16 protein-coding genes are annotated in these 16,876 nt (G+C 57.9%); 4 read left to right on the forward strand and 12 right to left on the reverse strand.

The window, feature by feature from the left end; translation table 11 throughout:
• Positions 1-28 precede the first annotated feature (28 nt).
• Positions 29-1,072, reverse strand: coding sequence for a GMP reductase (locus tag ACL2XP_RS21530; protein ID WP_413735227.1), 1,044 nt, complete (start codon positions 1,070-1,072; stop codon positions 29-31).
• 181 nt (positions 1,073-1,253) lie between these two features.
• Here ACL2XP_RS21530 and coaE point away from each other — a divergent pair, with 181 nt between their 5' ends.
• From coaE to yacG, 3 genes are read left to right on the forward strand one after another with little or no spacing between them, the layout of a single operon-like run.
• Positions 1,254-1,868, forward strand: a complete 615-nt coding sequence (gene coaE, locus ACL2XP_RS21535; RefSeq protein ID WP_413735229.1) for a dephospho-CoA kinase — start codon at positions 1,254-1,256, stop codon at positions 1,866-1,868.
• A 5-nt stretch (positions 1,869-1,873) separates the two neighbouring features.
• Entirely contained in the window at positions 1,874-2,629 is a 756-nt protein-coding gene (gene zapD / locus ACL2XP_RS21540; protein ID WP_413735230.1) for a cell division protein ZapD, read from the forward strand.
• A 49-nt stretch (positions 2,630-2,678) separates the two neighbouring features.
• Positions 2,679-2,876 (forward strand): DNA gyrase inhibitor YacG, encoded by a 198-nt coding sequence (gene yacG, locus ACL2XP_RS21545; protein ID WP_413735232.1) that lies wholly within the window; start codon positions 2,679-2,681, stop codon positions 2,874-2,876.
• A gap of 35 nt (positions 2,877-2,911) precedes the next feature.
• Here yacG and mutT read toward each other — a convergent pair whose 3' ends face one another.
• The 3 genes from mutT to secM all read right to left on the reverse strand — a co-directional run bounded on the left by mutT (position 2,912) and on the right by secM (position 6,757).
• Complete coding sequence (gene mutT / locus ACL2XP_RS21550) at positions 2,912-3,304, reverse strand: 8-oxo-dGTP diphosphatase MutT (RefSeq protein WP_413735234.1); 393 nt, start codon at positions 3,302-3,304, stop codon at positions 2,912-2,914.
• Positions 3,305-3,428: 124 nt separating this feature from the next.
• Complete coding sequence (secA, locus tag ACL2XP_RS21555) at positions 3,429-6,146, reverse strand: preprotein translocase subunit SecA (protein WP_413735236.1); 2,718 nt, start codon at positions 6,144-6,146, stop codon at positions 3,429-3,431.
• A gap of 89 nt (positions 6,147-6,235) precedes the next feature.
• The gene (gene secM / locus ACL2XP_RS21560) at positions 6,236-6,757 is read right to left on the reverse strand and encodes a secA translation cis-regulator SecM (protein WP_413735238.1); all 522 of its coding nucleotides are present in this window, start codon (positions 6,755-6,757) and stop codon (positions 6,236-6,238) included.
• 27 nt (positions 6,758-6,784) lie between these two features.
• On the opposite strand from secM, the gene ACL2XP_RS21565 reads away from it, so the two are divergent.
• Positions 6,785-7,309: a DUF721 domain-containing protein gene (locus tag ACL2XP_RS21565; RefSeq protein WP_413735239.1), complete on the forward strand. Its 525-nt coding sequence runs from the start codon at positions 6,785-6,787 to the stop codon at positions 7,307-7,309.
• A gap of 38 nt (positions 7,310-7,347) precedes the next feature.
• Here the strand turns inward: ACL2XP_RS21565 and lpxC are convergent, their stop codons facing one another.
• The 8 genes from lpxC to murD form a co-directional block, all read right to left on the reverse strand.
• Positions 7,348-8,265, reverse strand: a complete 918-nt coding sequence (lpxC, locus tag ACL2XP_RS21570) for a UDP-3-O-acyl-N-acetylglucosamine deacetylase (protein WP_413735241.1) — start codon at positions 8,263-8,265, stop codon at positions 7,348-7,350.
• Between the two features lie 100 nt (positions 8,266-8,365).
• Positions 8,366-9,526, reverse strand: a complete 1,161-nt coding sequence (gene ftsZ, locus ACL2XP_RS21575; protein ID WP_413735242.1) for a cell division protein FtsZ — start codon at positions 9,524-9,526, stop codon at positions 8,366-8,368.
• Positions 9,527-9,597: 71 nt separating this feature from the next.
• Positions 9,598-10,854: a cell division protein FtsA gene (ftsA, locus tag ACL2XP_RS21580; RefSeq protein ID WP_413735244.1), complete on the reverse strand. Its 1,257-nt coding sequence runs from the start codon at positions 10,852-10,854 to the stop codon at positions 9,598-9,600.
• Positions 10,854-11,687 carry a cell division protein FtsQ gene (gene ftsQ, locus ACL2XP_RS21585; protein WP_413735246.1) on the reverse strand — a complete coding sequence of 278 codons (834 nt, stop codon included), beginning with the start codon at positions 11,685-11,687 and terminating at the stop codon, positions 10,854-10,856. The genes ftsA and ftsQ overlap by 1 nt, the downstream gene beginning before the upstream one ends.
• 68 nt (positions 11,688-11,755) lie before the next feature.
• Positions 11,756-13,204, reverse strand: coding sequence for a UDP-N-acetylmuramate--L-alanine ligase (murC, locus tag ACL2XP_RS21590; RefSeq protein WP_413735247.1), 1,449 nt, complete (start codon positions 13,202-13,204; stop codon positions 11,756-11,758).
• An 88-nt stretch (positions 13,205-13,292) separates the two neighbouring features.
• Positions 13,293-14,360: an undecaprenyldiphospho-muramoylpentapeptide beta-N-acetylglucosaminyltransferase gene (murG, locus tag ACL2XP_RS21595; RefSeq protein ID WP_413735248.1), complete on the reverse strand. Its 1,068-nt coding sequence runs from the start codon at positions 14,358-14,360 to the stop codon at positions 13,293-13,295.
• Positions 14,357-15,559: a cell division protein FtsW gene (gene ftsW / locus ACL2XP_RS21600; RefSeq protein WP_413735249.1), complete on the reverse strand. Its 1,203-nt coding sequence runs from the start codon at positions 15,557-15,559 to the stop codon at positions 14,357-14,359. The genes murG and ftsW overlap by 4 nt, the downstream gene beginning before the upstream one ends.
• Positions 15,559-16,875 carry a UDP-N-acetylmuramoyl-L-alanine--D-glutamate ligase gene (gene murD, locus ACL2XP_RS21605; protein ID WP_413735250.1) on the reverse strand — a complete coding sequence of 439 codons (1,317 nt, stop codon included), beginning with the start codon at positions 16,873-16,875 and terminating at the stop codon, positions 15,559-15,561. Before murD ends, ftsW begins: the two co-directional genes overlap by 1 nt.
• Position 16,876: the final 1 nt, after the last annotated feature.

The raw sequence follows: 16,876 nt of genomic DNA on the forward strand, positions 1-16,876 counted from the left end.
GGCCGGGATTGGCCCCGGCCCAATGGAGTTACAGCTGGGTAAACACCTGGTTTTCCTGCTCGGCCACCCGGATAAAGGTGGTGCGCTTGGTCAGCTCTTTTAAGCGGGAAGCCCCAACGTAGGTGCAGGCGGAACGCAAGCCGCCGAGGATATCGCGGATGGAGTTTTCCACCGGCCCGCGCAGCGGGAGTTTGACGGTTTTGCCTTCCGCCGCGCGGTATTGCGCGACGCCGCCCACATGGCGTTTCATGGCGGACTCGGAGCTCATGCCGTAAAACAGCATGAATTTCTCGCCGTTCTCTTCTATCACGGTGCCTTCGCATTCATCGTGGCCGGCCAGCATGCCGCCGAGCATCACAAAATCCGCCCCGCCGCCGAAGGCCTTGGCCACGTCGCCGGGCACCGAACAGCCGCCGTCGCTGACGATCTGGCCGCTTAGGCCGTGGGCGGCATCGGCGCATTCAATCACCGCGGACAGCTGCGGATAACCGACGCCGGTCTTGACGCGGGTAGTGCATACCGAACCGGGGCCGATCCCCACTTTAACGATATCGGCGCCGGAAAGAATCAGCTCTTCCACCATCTCGCCGGTCACCACATTGCCGGCGCAAATCACTTTATCCGGGCAAGCCTCGCGGGCTTTTTGCACGAAATTGACAAAATGTTCGGAGTAGCCGTTGGCGACATCGATACAAATAAACGTCAATAGCGGCGACAGGGCCAGGATCTGCTTCATTTTTACGAAGTCGGTTTCCGACGTGCCGGTGGAGACCATAACGTGGCGTAAAATGGAATCCGGGACACGCGCAACAAAATCGCGCCATTGCTCAACGGTATAATGTTTATGCACCGCGGTCAGCACATCAAACGCGGCCAGCGCCTCGGCCATGCGGAACGTCCCGACGGTATCCATATTGGCGGCGATGATGGGTACGCCCGCCCAGGTACAACCCGGATGTTTAAAGGTGATCTCGCGCTGCAACTCAACGTCGGAGCGGCTTTTGAGCGTTGAACGCTTAGGGCGGATAAGAACGTCTTTGAAACCTAATTTAATATCTTCTTCAATACGCATCAGGGCTATTCCTGGTCAATGGCGACGAGTCGCTGGTAAAGTTCGGGTACGAGAATGCCAATTCCAGTAACGGTATCATACGCCGGATTATTCTTACGGCAAGACTGCGAAAATGCCCGGATTTACGCTACAATCGTACCAATTTATCTGCGAACGGGCAGAGAGGGAGACCGCACACTCTATGCGTTATATTGTTGCATTAACAGGGGGGATTGGCAGTGGCAAAAGTACCGTGGCCAACGCCTTCGCCGAACTGGGTGCCACGATTGTCGACGCCGATGTCATCGCCCGTCAGGTCGTCGAGCCGGGCGGCGACGCGCTGCGGGCCATTCATGCCCGTTTTGGCGACGACATCCTGCTGCCCGACGGGACGCTGGACCGCGCCCGGCTGCGCCAGCGCATTTTCAGCTCGCCGGGGGACAAGGCGTGGCTCAACGGTTTGCTCCATCCCTTGATCCAGCGTGAAACCCGGCAACAAATAGACCGCGCCGACGGCGATTACGTCTTATGGGTCGTGCCGCTGCTGATTGAAAACCATTTGCAATCCCAGGCAAACCGGGTACTGGTGGTGGATGTGGATCGAGAAATCCAAATCGCCCGTACTTTGCGCCGCGACGGCATCAGCCGCGGTCAAATTGAGAATATTCTTGCCGCGCAGGCCACCCGCGAACAGCGTCTGGCCTGCGCCGATGATATTATAGATAATAGTGGGCGTCCCGAAGAGATTACGGCCAGTGTGGCTAGGCTGCACCGCCGATATCTTCAGCTTGCGGCATCAGCAACCCGACAGGATTAATTATAATGAGTGACGTTTACTCGACATCGGTGCTTTTTGAGCATCCTTTAAATGAAAAAATGCGCACCTGGCTGCGCCTGGAATTTTTACTGCAACAACTGTATAACTATCCGACGTTGACTGACATCTCAAGCGCATTACCCTTTTTCCGTACCCTTTCCGATCTGCTGGATGTGCTTGAGCGCGGCGATGTCCGAACTGAAATGCTCAAGGAACTGGACCGGCAGCAGCAAAAAATGCTGCAGTGGGACGGCGTGCCGGGCGTGGATAGCGAGCGCGTGCGCACCCTGCGCAGCGAACTCAAAAACTGCGGCGCGGTATTAATGGCCGCACCGCGCCTGGGACAGGCGCTGCGCGAGGATCGGTTAATCGGTTCGGTACGCCAGCGGTTGTCGATTCCCGGCGGCTGCTGCAGCTTTGATTTGCCCGGCCTGCATCTTTGGCTGCACCTGCCCCAGGAACAGCGGGACCATCAGACGGCGGTCTGGCTGAAAACCCTGGACCCATTGCATAGCGCATTAACCATGGCGCTGGAGCTGGTGCGTCATTCCGAACCGTTTAAAAGCCTTATCAGCCTGAACGGTTTTTTCCAGGACAACGCCGAAGACGCGGATTTGCTGCGCATGCGCATACCTTTGCTGTATCAGCTCTATCCGCAGGTATCCGGCCATAAAACCCGCTATGCCATTCGATTTTTATCCATGGACAGCGAAAAAGGCGTTATTCCGAACCGCCTGCCCTTTGAACTGGCCTGCTGTTGACCGCCTGGTGTTGAGCTAAGATCGTATCGTTAAGCTGTTGGAGTGCTAAATGAGTAATGATGTCATGGTAGTCAATTGTCCGACCTGCGGTACGGACGTGGAGTGGGGTCCGCAAAGCCAATTCCGGCCATTTTGCAGTAAACGCTGCCAGTTAATCGATCTGGGCGAGTGGGCCGATGAAAAGAAAGCGATCCCCAGCGATAGGCAAATCACCGACAGCGATGACTGGAGCGAAGACCAGCGTTAGGGCGATAATGCCCCGCGGCCCGGGTGCGGCGGGGATTAAAGACTGGCGGCCAGTTGGCGGATGATAGCCGCATTGGCCGGCGGAAACTCATCGGCTTTCAGTTCCGCCTGCGGACACCAGCGCACCGGCTGGCCCTCTTTACCGTACGGCGTCCCCTGCCACCGCTCAACCAGGAAAAAATAGAAAGCCATTTGCCGATCGGCGAACTGGTGCTGGCTGGTGGACAGCAGTTCGGCCCGCTCCACCTGGATACCGGTTTCTTCCAGCAATTCCCGTTTTAGCGCCTGCTCAGGGGTTTCGCCCTCTTCCATTTTGCCGCCGGGAAACTCCCAGAAACCGCCCATATGGGATTCCGCCGGCCGCTGGGCGATAAAAATCTGCTGCTGCGCATTACGGATAATGCCTACGGCAATTGTGCGTATCGTCATTGTCACAGGTACTCCGAAAATAAAGGCATTGCCGGGCGGCGCCCTCCTCGGGAACCGGCCCTATCTTGTTGCTGCAATTATAAAAGCATTTCCTGGCGGCTCCCGAACCGGAGCCGGCCCTATCTTATTGCTGCAATTTGCCGTGGCATTGTTTGTATTTTTTGCCGGAGCCACACGGGCACGGGTCGTTACGCCCTACTTTGCGCCCTTCGTGCACCGGCTGATTCGCCAGGGCCGGCACATCGTTTAACACCGGTTCGGCCTGGTGGCTCAACTGCTGCTGCAGCGCCAGGCGCTCGGCTTCTTCGCGGCGCTGTTGCTCCAACGCCTCGACTTCTTCCGGCATCCGCACCTGTACCTTGCTCAGGGTGCTGATCACTTCATACTTCAGCGATTCCAGCATGGCGGCAAACATGGCGAAAGATTCGCGTTTGTACTCCTGCTTCGGATCTTTTTGGGCATAACCGCGCAGATGGATACCCTGGCGCAGGTAGTCCATGGCCGCCAGATGTTCTTTCCATAGCGAATCGAGGGTTTGCAGCATCACGCCTTTTTCAAAGCTGCGCATCATCTCGACGCCGACCACTTCCTCTTTGCGCTGATATTGCTCCAGCGTTTTTTCCAGGATGCGCTCGCGCAGGGTTTCTTCATGCAGACCCGGTTCTTGGTCCAGCCATTCGGCAATCGGCATATCCAGATCGAAGTCGTCTTTCAGGCGTCTTTCCAGCCCCGGCACGTCCCACATTTCCTCCAGCGACTGCGGCGGAATATGGTTATCAAGCACGGTTTTCAGTACGTCTTCGCGGATGCTGATAATGGTTTCACTGATATCCGCGACATCCAGCAATTCATTACGCTGGCTGTAGATGGCCCGGCGCTGGTCGTTGGCGACGTCATCGTATTCCAGCAACTGTTTGCGGATATCGAAGTTGCGGCTTTCAACTTTACGCTGTGCGTTGGCGATGGCCTTGGTCACCCACGGATGCTCGATGGCTTCGCCCGGCTTCATGCCCAGTTTGCGCATCATGCCGGTCACGCGGTCAGAGGCGAAGATGCGCATCAAGGCATCTTCCATCGACAGGTAGAAGCGAGAAGACCCGGCATCCCCCTGACGACCCGAACGCCCGCGCAGCTGGTTATCGATACGGCGCGATTCATGACGTTCGGTGCCGATGATATGCAGCCCGCCGGAGGCCAGCACCGCATCATGGCGAATCTGCCATGCGGCCTTGAGGGCGGTAATATCGTCTTCCGTAGGATCTTCCAGATGGGAGATTTCCGCCTGCCAGCTGCCGCCGAGCACGATATCCGTCCCGCGGCCGGCCATATTGGTGGCGATGGTGACGGCGCCCGGCGACCCGGCCTGGGCCACGATATCCGCTTCCATGGCGTGGAATTTGGCGTTCAGGACTTTATGTTCGATGCCGGCCTTTTCCAACTCGTGCGATACCACCTCGGATTTTTCAATGGAGATGGTACCCACCAGCACCGGCTGGCCTTTGGCTGAACAGGTCTTGATATCTTCGATGATCGCGTCGATCTTCTCTTTTTCGGTCATATAGACCAGATCCGGCAAATCTTTGCGGATCATAGGACGGTTGGTGGGCACCACGATGGTGTCCAGCTTGTAGATCGAGCTGAATTCAAACGCTTCGGTATCGGCGGTCCCGGTCATCCCGGCCAGCTTTTCATACAGGCGGAAGTAATTCTGGAAGGTGATGGATGCCAGGGTCTGGTTTTCGTTCTGGATGGCGACGTTTTCCTTGGCTTCCACCGCCTGGTGCAAACCGTCGGACCAGCGGCGACCCGGCATGCTGCGCCCGGTATGCTCATCGACGATAATCACCTCGCCGTCTTTGACGATATAATCCACGTCGCGGGCGAACAGCACGTGGGCGCGCAGCGCGGCGGTCACATGATGCATCAGCATGATATTGGCCGGGGAATAAAGCGACTCGCCCTCCTCCATGATGCCGGCCTGGACCATCAGTTCTTCAATCAGCACCAGGCCGCGTTCGGTCAGGTTGACCTGGCGGGATTTTTCGTCCACCGAGAAATGGCCTTCCCCCTGGAACGAATCGGAGTCTTCTTTATCTTGGCGGATCAGATGCGGGATCAGCTTATCCACCCGCATATACATTTCGGAGCTGTCTTCCGCCGGCCCTGAAATAATCAGCGGCGTACGGGCTTCATCGATCAGGATGGAGTCGACCTCATCCACCAGCGCGTAGTGCAGCTTGCGCTGCACGCGGTCTTCGGGGCTGAAGGCCATATTGTCGCGCAGGTAATCGAACCCGTATTCGTTGTTGGTGCCGTAGGTAATGTCGGCAGCGTAGGCGGCACGTTTGGCCGGCGCCGGCATATTCGGCAAATTGATGCCGACGGTCAGGCCGAGGAACTCGAACAGCGGACGGTTGTTTTCGGCATCGCGCTGCGCCAGGTAATCATTGACGGTGACCACGTGCACGCCTTTGCCGCTCAGGGCGTTCAGGTAGGCCGGCAGGGTGGCGGTCAGGGTTTTACCTTCGCCGGTGCGCATTTCAGCGATGCAGCGGTCGTTAAGCACCATGCCGCCCTGCAGCTGGACATCGAAGTGACGCATGCCGAAGACCCGTTTGCTGGCTTCACGCACCACGGCAAAGGATTCGGGCAATAAGCTGTCGACGGATTCGCCTTTCTCCAAACGGGCGCGAAACTCGATGGTTTTCGCGGCCAGCTCGGCGTCGGTCAGCTTCTCCATATCCGGTTCCATCCGGTTGATGATTTCTACGGTCTTGCTCATGCGCCGCAGGGTGCGGTCGTTGCGACTTCCAAAAACTTTTGTAAGCAGTTTAGATAACATAATTATTCAAATCTCGTCACGGCCAGGTCTGATTAACAGGCAGCGGCCAATAAATGCGTAAGGGGTATAAAAAATTCCGTGGATCACGGTTAGCTGATATGGGCGGGTCCGGCGCGAATTCCCTGTACCTGCGTCAGGCGAATTCCTGTACGATGATCGGCCAAGGGTTGGTAATGCGCCTGGGCGATAAGGCGAATGACGACGGGGGGTTTCGACTCGCGGGTCAGCAGCGCATTCAGGGTGCTTAATAAAACCTGGTGCTGGGCTTTGAGCGGCGCGGCGATTTCCGCCACCGCCGACTGCGGGCTGATATGCTGCGGCACCCAGGCGATGGACAAATGGCGGATAACGGTGCGGATGGCGTGCTGATGCCAGTAATCCACCGTGAATGAAGGGCGGCGCTGGGCGTTTTTGAGCAAGGCCAGGCGATCGAAGCCGGCATTGAAGGCATTTTGCCGGCTCAGGCTCGGCAGGGTATTGGCGAGATGTGCTTGTTCCTGCCCGCTGTTGAGCATATATGGCACGCCAAAACCCGCCGCAACCATCCCCAACAGGAGATGCGGCCAGAAATAACGTCTGCCAAATTGTCGCCAACGATTTAAAATACCCATTACTTAATGTATTCCGCCGGAGTTTTTATGCGCGACAGTCGTCCACAATCCATTGATATCCTGTTTACTGTTATCGCGACGCCTGAACGCCATACGTTAAAGCAGATCCAGCAGCGCGCCGTTGCGCTGCTTAAACTGAACCAGGCAGTGGCCGGTCTGCTGCCGGCGCCGATGAAACCATGGTGCCGCGTAGCCAATTTCAGGCAGGGCGTGCTGGTGCTTGAAACCGCCAATGCCAGTTGGATGATGAGGTTACGCTATGAACAATCGCGGTTATTATCCGCGTTACGAGCGCAGATTCTACCATCATTGTCGTCGATCGACATCAGGATTAACCCAACACTTGCTACAAAAGGGCATTTGATTACGCAAAATAGCGCGCAGGCGCAGGAAAAAAACCAGGGAGAGGAAGTGCAAAAACGCAGGTTAAGCCCGCAAAGCGCCGAGGCGATCCGCCACCTGGCCGCCCGCAGTCCCGAAAAGCTGCAAAAGCTGCTCGAACGGTTGGCGGGGCTGGCCGGAGAAGGTGCCAACCCCACCCGCCGCGGGTAGGGGTAATACTATAGCCGGGTTATATCAACCCGCTGCCGTCAGGCGATAACGAACGAAGGTGCGGCGAATGCCAGCGGCATTTCGGCTTCGTCTTCGAAGGTTACCATTTCCCACGCTTCCTGGCGCGCCAACACGGTCTGCAATAGCTTGTTATTTAATGCATGACCGGGTTTGTACGCCGTGAACGAACCGATGATGTTATGGCCGCACATATACAAATCGCCGATACCATCCAGCATTTTGTGGCGGACGAATTCATCTTCGAAACGCAAGCCGTCTTCGTTCAGCACTTTATAATCGTCAACGACGATGGCGCAATCGAAACTGCCGCCCAGGCACAGGCCGCGGGACTGGAGGTATTCGATATCGCGCATGAACCCGAAGGTGCGCGCGCGGCTGATCTGCCGGACAAACGACTCGGCGGAGAAATTCAGGCGATAACGTTGCGAGCTTGCATCAATCGCAGGATGTTTGAAGTCAATGGTAAAATCGAGCTTGAAACCGTTAAACGGCGACAATTCGGCCCATTTATCCCCATCTTCCACGCGCACCGTGTCTTTGACCCGCAGGAATTTCTTGGCGCAGTTAAGCTCCTCGATTCCGGCGTCCATCAACAGGTACACGAAGGGACTGGCGCTGCCGTCCATAATCGGGATTTCAGGCGCATTGACTTCAACGATGATGTTATCGATGCCCAAACCCGCCAATGCGGCATTAAGATGTTCGACGGTGGAAATACGAACATCATGCTCATTGACCAGACACGTGCAAAGCATGGTATCTCGCACCGATTTGGCATCCGCCGGGAAGTCCACCGGAGGATTTAAATCCGTACGGCGATAGATGACCCCGGTATTAGCCGATGCAGGGCGCAAGGTCAGCTTGACCTTTTTACCGGTATGTAAACCCACGCCGGTGGCCTGCACAATACGTTTTAGTGTCCGCTGTTTGATCATCAGTTTATCTCGCAATGTTATCCATACCACCGACACATTATAAGGTGAAGTCGGTGGGCTAGTTTAGCACAAAGAGCGGAGATCCCCAATATCGTCAGATTTAATCGGCCTGCTTGCGCAGAAATGCCGGTATATCCAGATAGTCAGGTTCCTTGCCGGCCTGGGCATTTTGTTCGTTAACCGCCTTGGCAGCAATTTTTTGCTCTTGCTGAATCGGCGACATGCCGTGATTGTGCTGCTGATAGCGATTGTCCATCACCGGCTGGCTATTCTGCTTGTTGGTCACCAGCGTGATCTCCGGACGCTTGTCCATACCGATACCGGTAGCGACAACCGTGACGCGCAGTTCGTCGTTCATGTCCGGATCGAGGGAGGTGCCGATCACCACGGTGGCATTATCCGACGCAAATGCCCGGATGGTGTTACCCACGGTTTCGAACTCATCCAAACGCAGGTCGAAACCGGCGGTGATATTGACCAGTACGCCGCGCGCGCCCGACAAATCGATATCTTCCAGCAACGGGCTGGAGATCGCCATTTCGGCCGCTTCCTCGGCACGGTCTTCACCACAGGCCACGCCCGAACCCATCATGGCATAGCCCATTTCGGACATTACGGTGCGCACGTCGGCGAAGTCGACGTTCATCAGGCCCGGACGGGTAATCAGCTCGGCGATGCCCTGCACGGCGCCTTTCAATACGTCATTGGCCGCGCCAAAAGCGTCAAGCAGCGAAATCCCGCGGCCCAATACTTTCAGCAGTTTGTCGTTGGGGATGGTGATAAGCGAATCCACATGCTTGGACAGCTCGGCAATTCCCTGTTCGGCAAACGCCATGCGTTTTTTGCCTTCGAAATTGAAGGGTTTGGTGACCACGGCCACGGTCAGGATACCCAGTTCCTTGGCCACTTCCGCCACTACCGGCGCCGCGCCGGTACCTGTGCCGCCGCCCATGCCGGCCGCGATAAACACCATATCCGCGCCTTCCAGCGCCGCCCGCAGCGCTTCGCGGTCCTCTTCAGCGGAGTTGCGCCCGACTTCCGGGTTAGCACCGGCTCCCAGCCCTTTGGTGATACCGCCGCCAATCTGGATGGTCTGGCCGACCGCGGTTTTCCGTAATGCCTGGGCATCGGTATTGACCGCGAAAAACTCCACGCCTTCGATGCGTTCGCGCACCATGTGCTCGACGGCGTTGCCGCCGCCGCCGCCGACGCCGATGACTTTAATCACCGCGTCGTTGGTTAATTCCATAGGTTCAAACATAGTTTCTCTCCGTTTTGTGCCTGTCGCATCGGAGCCAGCCGCCTGCACAGCATGGCCCCGCAAGTAAACAATTAAAATTCTTTCCTCAGCCAGCTACTGATACGCTTAACCCAGTTGCTTACCGAGGTACGTTTTTCAACTTCAATCTCACCGCTCAAATGAGATTCTTTACCGTAGTGCAATAACCCGACAGCGGTAGAATAGTACGGTGCCTGCGCATAATCCGTCAGACCGGTAATATTCAGCGGTTGCCCGATACGCACCTGCGTATGGAACACCCGCTGGGCGCAGGCCGCCAGGCCGTCAATTTGCGATGCGCCGCCGGTCAATACGATACCCGCGGCCAAATGATGTTTTACCCCTTGCTGGCGAAGCTGCTCCTGCAATTGCAGGATCTCGTCATTCACCAGGTTCAGCAATTCGGTGTAGCGCGGCTCGATAACCTCGGCCAGGGTTTGGCGCTGTAAGCTGCGCGGCGGACGTCCGCCGACGCTCGGCACTTCCACTGTCTCGTCTTTGCTGACCGCCGTGCCCAGCGCGCAGCCGTAGCGTACTTTAATCGCTTCCGCATCGGTGGGCGGAGTGCCAAAGGCATAAGCGATATCGCTGGTCACCACGTTGCCGGCGTACGGGATAACCTTGGTATGCCGCAGCGCGCCGGCGGTATAAACCGCGATGTCCATGGTGCCGCCGCCGATATCCACCACGCAAACGCCGAGTTCGCGTTCATCTTCGGTGAGCACCGCGTAGCTTGAAGCCAGTCCGGCGAAAATCAGCTGGTCGACTTTCAAGCCGCAGCGCTCAACGGCTTTAACAATGTTCTTCGCCATATCATTATGGCAGGTAATCAGATGAACCTTGGCCTGCATGCGCACGCCGGATAAACCGACCGGGTTTTTAATACCCTCTTGATAATCAATTGCATAATCCTGGGGTATTACATGCAGTATGCGGTGCTCATCACGTACACGCACGGATTTCGCCGTATGCACCACATTCTCCACATCTTCCTGCGTAACCTCTTCTTCTGAAATAGGAACCATCCCTATTTCGTTTTGGCAGCTTATATGCTTACCGGATAATGCCAGGTATACCGAAGATATCTGGCAATCCGCCATTAATTCGGCCTGATCGATGGCGCGCTGCACGCATTTCACCACCGATTCGAGATCGTTGACGCCACCTTTATCCATACCCCGGGACGGGCAACTGCCCACCCCGATAATATTGACCATGCCATCGGGCAGAATTTCCCCTACCAATGCGGCGACCTTTGCCGTACCGATCTCCAGTCCAACTACCAGTTTTCTGTCCGTCGACTTGATCATTATTGTTTAGCCTGTGCCTGGTTCTGTTGCGAAATACTATTTTGCTGATCGATAAATGCCGGTGACCACCCTACGGCGACGCCGGCGTCATAGCGTAAATCCACGTAATTTATACGCTTATTATCGGTCCGGGCCTGCTGGAGTAGAACCGGATAAATCCCGATAAAACGCTGTAAACGCCGGGCCCGGTCGTCCCGGCCCAGTTCCAGCCGGGTATCGTCCTGCAACGTCAGTTGCCAGGAGTGCCGCGCGCTCATGCTCACCATTTTCAATTGAAACTTATTGGCTACCATCACCTCGTTCATGGTGCGATACCCCGCCAGCACATCCTGCTCGCTGCCTTCCGGCCCATACAGCAACGGCATGGCCTTGTTGCCGATGCGCCCGGCGGGAACGCTGAAGGATTTCCCGCTGGCGTCGAGCATATGCAAATCATTCCACCTGGCCACCGGCACGTACTCCACCAGATAGATCTTTAATTCATCCGGCCACTGCTTGCGCACGCTGGCCTGTTTAATCCACGGCAGCCGCTCGATTTGCTGCTGAATGACATTCACATCCTGCGTCATAAAGGTTCCCGGCGGGCCCAGGGCCAAAATGGCCTGGCGGATATCGTCGTTGGTGGTGTAGTAACGCGATCCGGTCACGACCAGTTGGGACAACGGCAGGCGATGCGCATCCTTCATCCAGCCGACCACCATCCAGCCGCCCCAGACGATGGTGCCGAGCACCATCATCAGGAAGACCAGGCCGGCCAGCTGGCTGCCATTGCTGCGCCCGGAGGCGGAATGTTCCGCCTCGCGGTTGCGTATGTTTATCGCCGCCTGGGACATAGTCAGTCGCCCGCGACGATGGATTGACGAAACGTTACTTTTTCAGGCATATCGTTCCTCGCTAAAGATCAAGGCTGCAAATGGGCATCAGCCAGGTTACGGGCAATCTTGCCTACGGTTCCGGCTCCCTGCATCAGGACCAGATCGTTATCCTGCAGCGCCAGCGCCAGCATTTCCGGCAGTGATTCCATGTCCGGCACCATAATCGGGTCGATTTTGCCGCGTCCGCGAATCGTGCGGCACAGCGAGCGGCTGTCGGCGCCCGGAATCGGCGGCTCGCCGGCGGAATACACATCAAGCATCAGCAGTACATCGACGCCGGACAGCACGTTGGCGAAATCTTCATACAAATCCCGCGTACGGGTAAAGCGGTGGGGCTGGAACACCATCACCAGCCGTTTATCCGGCCAGCCGGCCCGCGCCGCCTTAATCGTGGCGTCCACTTCGGTGGGATGATGGCCATAATCATCCACCAGCATCACTTCGCCCTGCTTGCCGTTCACATTATCCAGGGGATAATTGCCGAGGAAATCAAAACGGCGGCCGGTCCCCTGGAATTGCAGCAGCGCCTGCAAAATATTGTCGTCATCGATGCCTTCTTCAGTGGCCACCGCTATCGCCGCCGCGGCATTCAGGGCGTTGTGGCGGCCCGGCGCGTTTAATTCCACCGCCAGTACCGCTTTATCCTGCCGGTACACGTTAAAGCGCCCCTGGGCGCCCTGCTGGCGATAATCGGCGATACGCACATCCGCATCCGCGCTAAAACCGTAAGTAGTGATATGGCGCCCCACCTTGGGCAGCAATTCGCGAATCACCGGGTCGTCGGTACACATCACCGCGCGGCCGTAAAACGGCAAGTTATGCAAAAACGTAATAAACGTCTGCTTCAACAGCTCGAAATCGCCCTGGTAGGTATCCATATGGTCGGCTTCGATATTGGTGATAATCGCCACCATCGGCTGCAAATGGAGGAACGACGCGTCGCTCTCATCCGCCTCGGCGATCAGATAGCGGCTGCACCCCAGGCGCGCATGGACTCCCGCCGCTTTCACCAGCCCGCCGTTGACAAAAGTCGGGTCCAGCCCCGCCTGGGCGTAAATACTGGCCACCATGGCGGTGGTGGTGGTTTTGCCGTGCGTACCGGCAATGGCGATGCCGTGGCGAAAACGCATCAGCTCCGCCAACATTTCCGCCCGTTGAATCACCGGTATCCTGGCCTCTTTGGCCGCCACGATTTCCGGGTTATCACCGGCAATGGCGCTGGAAACGACCACTACGCTGGCCTCGCTGATATTTTCCGGGCGATGATTAAAGAAAATCTTCGCGCCCAGCTCGGTCAATTGTTGCGTCACCGCATTCGGCGCTAAATCAGAGCCGCTGATTTGGTAGCCTTCGTTCGCCAGCACTTCCGCGATACCGCCCATGCCGGCACCGCCGATGCCGACAAAGTGGATTTGCCTGACGCGTCGCATCTCGGGCACAAAAGTTCGCAGTTTAGCCAGTTGTTGTGTATTCACGTTTTAACCACTTAATTAATTTGATTTCTCAGCCGGGAGAACCACGGGTCCGCCCGGTAAATGTCGTTATCATGGCGGCCCGGCCCGTTCAGGCTTGCGCCGCCGCCGCCACTTCCCGCGCTACCCGCTCCGTCGCGTCCGGAATCGCCGCTTTCCTGGCGTTTAGCGCCATCGCCAGCAGCGTCGCCCGATCCCAGCCGGCCAGCGTATCGCTCACGCTCGCCGCCGAGAACTGCGGTTGTTCGATAATTTTTGCCGCGCCCGCCAGCTCCAGCGGCCGCGCATTCCAATACTGCTGCCGGTCTTTATGCTGGAAAGGCACAAAGATCGCCGGCAGTCCGGCGGCGGCGATTTCACTGACCGTCAGGGCGCCGGAGCGGCAAACCACCACATCGGCCCATGCGTAGGCCGCCGCCATGTCATCGATAAATTCGGTGATTTTATGACCGCCCTGCCCCACTTCGCCGTAGGCGCGAGTGACATCCGCCAGCGCCCCCTTGCCCACCTGATGCCATAGGGTAATGCGCTCTCCCAGCCGCGCGGCGACGTCGGGCATGGTCTGGTTAAGAATGCGCGCGCCCTGGCTGCCGCCGATAACCAGCACCCGTATCGGCCCCTGGCGATTCGCCAGGCGTTCCGCCGGCAGCGCCAGCGCCAGCACATCGGTACGTACCGGGTTGCCCACCACATCGGCGTGCGCAAACGCGCCGGGGAATGCCTGCAATACTTTTTTGGCAATCTTCGCTAACCAGCGGTTGGTCAGGCCGGCGATGCCGTTTTGCTCGTGCAGCACGATCGGCACGCCGCACAGCCAGGCCGCCAGGCCGCCGGGGCCGGAAACATAACCGCCCATGCCCAGCACCACGTCCGGCTGGAAGGCGCGCATAATGGCTTTGGCCTGGCGCACCGCGCGCCAGATGCGCACCGGCGCGCTCAGTTGCGCGCGCAGCCCTTTGCCGCGCAGGCCGGAGATGCGGATAAAATCAATCTCGATGCCGTTTTTCGGCACCAAATCGGCTTCCATCCGATCGGCGGTGCCCAGCCAGCGCACCTGCCAGCCCTGCGCCATCAGATGATGAGCCACGGCCAGCCCGGGGAATACGTGTCCCCCGGTACCGCCCGCCATCACCATCAACCGCCTGGATTTTTCGCTCATCTCGGCCCCCGGACAAATGCCTGGGCCTTGGTCAGGCGCGTTTCATAATCAATACGCAATAACAATACGATTGCCGTGGACATAATCAACAAACTGGAACCACCATAACTGATCAACGGCAGGGTCAACCCTTTGGTGGGCAGCATGCCCGCCGCCGCGCCGACGTTCACCAATGCCTGGAAACTGAACCAGATACCGATGGCGCAGGCCAGAAAACCCGAAAACCGCTGATCGATCTCCAGCGCTTTACGACCGATGGACATGGCGCGAAAAGCGACGAAGAATACCATCAACAAAGCCAAAACCACACCGAAATACCCGAGTTCTTCACCTAAAATAGCGAAGATGAAGTCAGTATGCGCTTCCGGCAGATATTCCAGTTTCTGCACCGAATTACCCAGGCCCTGGCCCCAGAATTCGCCGCGGCCAAAGGCCATCAGCGACTGAGTCAACTGATAACCGCTGCCGAACGGGTCCTGCCAGGGGTCCCAAAACGAAGTTACGCGCCGCATGCGGTAGGGTTCGGCGATAACCAGCAGCACCACGGCGAAAATGCCCGAGCCGATAATCGACAAAAACTGCCACAGCTTGGCGCCGGCCAAAAACAGCATGGCCAGGGTAGTCACGAACAGCACCACCACCGTCCCCAAATCCGGCTGAGCCAGCAGCAGCACCGCCAGCACCACCATCACGCCCATGGGTTTACAAAAACCCCAGAAGTTGGTGCGCACCTCTTCGACCTTGCGCACCAGGTAGCTGGCCAGATAGCAAAACAGCGACAGCTTGGATAACTCCGCCGGCTGGATACGCAGCGGGCCAAGGGCTATCCAGCGCGAAGCGCCGTTTACCGAACTCCCCACCACCAGCACCACCAGCAACATGACCATGGTGATCAGCAGCATGGTCGAGCTGTAGCGCTGCCAGACCTCCATCGGAATGCGCAGGGTCACCAACGACAGGCCGAACGCCAGCGCGAGATAAAACGCATCGCGTTTGGCGAAATAAAACGGGTCGTCCGACAACCGCTGGCCGATAGGCATCGACGCGGAGGTCACCATAACAAAACCCAGACATGCCAGACCCAGGGTCAGCCAAAGCAGGGTGCGGTCGTAAAGCACATTGGTGGGCGCTTCGACGTCGCGCACGCCCATGATCCAATCTTTCAGTCCGCCAAAATGGCTCAGCCCCGGCATACGCATCAGCCCAACTCCTTAGCCAGGCGAACGAACTCGTCGCCGCGATGTTCGAAACTGCGGAACTGATCGAGGCTGGCGCAGGCGGGCGACAGCAACACCATATCCCCCGCCTGTACCTGTTGCGCAATCAGCCGCATGGCTTGTTCCATCGTCTCGGTCAGTACGGAAATTTCCGGGCGCAGCATGGCAAGCTGTTCGCCGTCGCGGCCAAAGCAGTACAGCCGGAGCCGCTCGCCTTGCAGCAACGGCAGCAGGGGACCGAAATCCGCCCCTTTGCCGTCGCCGCCCAGCAGCAGATGCAAGGTGCCCGCCACCGCCAAGCCGTTCAGCGCCGCTTCGGTGCTGCCGACGTTGGTGGCTTTGGAATCATTAATCCAGCGCACGCCCCGCTGTTCATGGGCCAGCTGGAAGCGATGGGCCAAACCGGTAAAGGTTTTCAGCGCCCGCAGGCTGGCATCGCGCGGCACGGACGCCGCGTCGGCCAGCGCCAACGCCGCCAGGGCATTGGTATAGTTATGACGGCCGGTGAGGTGCATTTCATCGGCGGCCAATACGTTTTCGCCGTTAACGGTCAGCCATTGGCGGTTTTGGCGCACATCAAGGCGGTAGTCGCCCGCATCGACGCCAAAACTGAAGCAGCGCGCATCGCGGCCCCGTACCGGCAGGGTCAGGACGTCATCGGCGTTGATTACGCATACCCGCGCCTGTTCATAAACCCGCAACTTGGCGGCGCGATACTGCTGCATCCCCAGCGGGTAGCGATTCATATGATCCTCTGTGACATTCAGGATCGTGGCGGCATCCGCCCGCAGGCTGGACGTGGTTTCCAGTTGGAAGCTCGACAGTTCCAGCACGTAGAGCTGGCAGGGCTGCTCAAGCAGCATCAGCGCCGGCCAGCCGATATTGCCGCCCACGCCGACCTGCCAACCGGCGCTTTTGGCCATCTCGCCCACCAGCATGGTTACGGTGCTTTTACCGTTGGACCCGGTGATGGCCACGATAGGCGCACGGGCTTCCCGGCAAAACAATTCGATATCGCCGACGATTTCCACGCCGGCATCCGCGGCGGCGCTCAGCGCCGGATGGGCCAGCGCCACGCCGGGGCTGGCCACGATCAGATCCGCGTCCAACAGCCAATCTTCATTCAGGCCGCCCAGGTGGCGTTCCACATTGGCGGCAAGCTTATCCAGGCCGGGCGGGTTAAAACGGGTGTCCATCATGCGCGGCGTAACGCCCCGGCTGATAAAAAAATCCACGCAGGAGAGGCCGGTTAAGCCCAACCCGATAATGACGACTTTTTTACCCTGATAATCCGTCATG

Source organism: Sodalis sp. RH21 (assembly GCF_047324175.1).
Lineage (GTDB): Bacteria > Pseudomonadota > Gammaproteobacteria > Enterobacterales > Enterobacteriaceae > Acerihabitans.